The following is a 1,205-nucleotide window of genomic DNA, read 5'->3' as shown; positions in this document are numbered from 1 at the left end:
CAGCCGGAGACCCCGCGCCCGCAGCCCCAGCCGGCGCCCGCCACCTCGCTCGAGGCGCTGTTCGTGACGCCCAAGACGGTCGAGGTCCACCTCGCCAGCGCGTACCGCAAGCTCGGGGTGTCGCGGCGCTCGGAGCTGGCCGGCGTCCTGGCGGCAACCGAGGTTGACGCGGGCACACTCGTCAACTTAGATTGACGACATGTCGCACACCCACGACGTGCTGGACAGCAGCACGAGCAGCGACCCCGCCGTCGGCCTGCGGGGGGTCGCGGCGCTGCGGCGCCTCACCGAGCAGCTCGAGGAGCTGCAGGTGCACGCCGCGCGCCGCCTGGGCTGGTCCTGGGCGGACATCGCCGCCGCCCTCGGGGTCAGCAAGCAGGCCGTCCACAAGAAGCACGCGGCGCACGCCGCCGCCGACGAGGGAGGGCACTGATGTTCGAGCGGTTCACCCACGCCGCCCGCGAGGTCGTCGTCGGCGCGCAGCAGCAGGCGCGCCGCCTCGGCCACGAGGAGATCCGGGCCGAGCACCTGCTGCTGGCCCTGGTGGCCGGCGAGGACGCCGCCACCGCGGCCCTGCGCCGCTGCGGGCTCGACGCGCAGGCGCTGGAGCAGGCCGTCGCGCGGACCGCCGGCGCCGCCGCCGCGGCGCTGGCCGCCCTCGGCATCGACCTGGCCGACGTCCGCCGCCGCGCCGAGGACGCCTTCGGCCCCGGCGCGCTGGAGCGGCCCCGCCTGCGCCGCAAGGGGTTCCTGCGCCGCCACGTCGTCAGCACCGGCGGCCACATCCCCTTCACCGACCCGGCCAAGGCGGCGCTGGAGAACGCGCTGCGCGAGGCGCTGGCGCTGCGGCACCGCGGCATCGGCACCGAGCACCTCCTGCTCGGCATGCTCGCCAGCGAGCGGACCCCCGTCGCACACCTGCTGCGCGGCCTCGGCGTCGACCCCGCGGCGGTGCGGGCGGCGGTGCTGGCCTCGGTGTCGAAGGCGGCCTGAGGGGCCGCGGCGGCACCGGCTCGGGGCGGCGGCGCGGACCCGTTGGCAGCGCGCGAGCGCGGCGGAAGGCTGGCCCGGTGATCGTCCGCCGGGAACTACCCACCGACCGCGCCGCCGTGGCGGCCGTGCACGCAGCCGCCTTCGCCCGCGACCCGGTGACCGGCGCACCGCGGGACGGCGAACCGCCCGAGGTGGCGCTCGTGGCGGGGTTG

General features: G+C 77.8%; 3 protein-coding genes. All 3 read left to right on the top strand.

The features are described 5' to 3' along the window. Window positions 1-195, top strand: a 195-nt coding sequence (locus tag ABEB16_RS09405) for a LuxR C-terminal-related transcriptional regulator (RefSeq protein WP_345711997.1), incomplete at its 5' end; no start/stop codon positions are given. Between the two features lie 4 nt (window positions 196-199). After that, window positions 200-433 carry an RNA polymerase subunit sigma-70 gene (locus tag ABEB16_RS09400; protein WP_345711996.1) on the top strand — a complete coding sequence of 78 codons (234 nt, stop codon included), beginning with the start codon at window positions 200-202 and terminating at the stop codon, window positions 431-433. Continuing rightward, the gene (locus tag ABEB16_RS09395; protein ID WP_345711995.1) at window positions 433-993 is read left to right on the top strand and encodes a Clp protease N-terminal domain-containing protein; all 561 of its coding nucleotides are present in this window, start codon (window positions 433-435) and stop codon (window positions 991-993) included. The genes ABEB16_RS09400 and ABEB16_RS09395 overlap by 1 nt, the downstream gene beginning before the upstream one ends. The last annotated feature ends 212 nt before the right edge of the window (window positions 994-1,205 follow it).

This window comes from Kineococcus glutinatus (assembly GCF_039542765.1).
In the GTDB taxonomy this organism is placed as follows: domain Bacteria; phylum Actinomycetota; class Actinomycetes; order Actinomycetales; family Kineococcaceae; genus Kineococcus_A; species Kineococcus_A glutinatus.
Note: the sequence above shows the minus strand (reverse complement) of the source record. Positions and strands in the feature narration are given on the sequence as shown.

Bases quoted from the DNA above. Each gene is read 5' to 3' on its own strand.
- ABEB16_RS09400 (WP_345711996.1), top strand. From the start codon at position 200: ATGTCGCACACCCACGACGTGCTGGACAGCAGCACGAGCAGCGACCCC.
- ABEB16_RS09395 (WP_345711995.1), top strand. From the start codon at position 433: ATGTTCGAGCGGTTCACCCACGCCGCCCGCGAGGTCGTCGTCGGCGCG.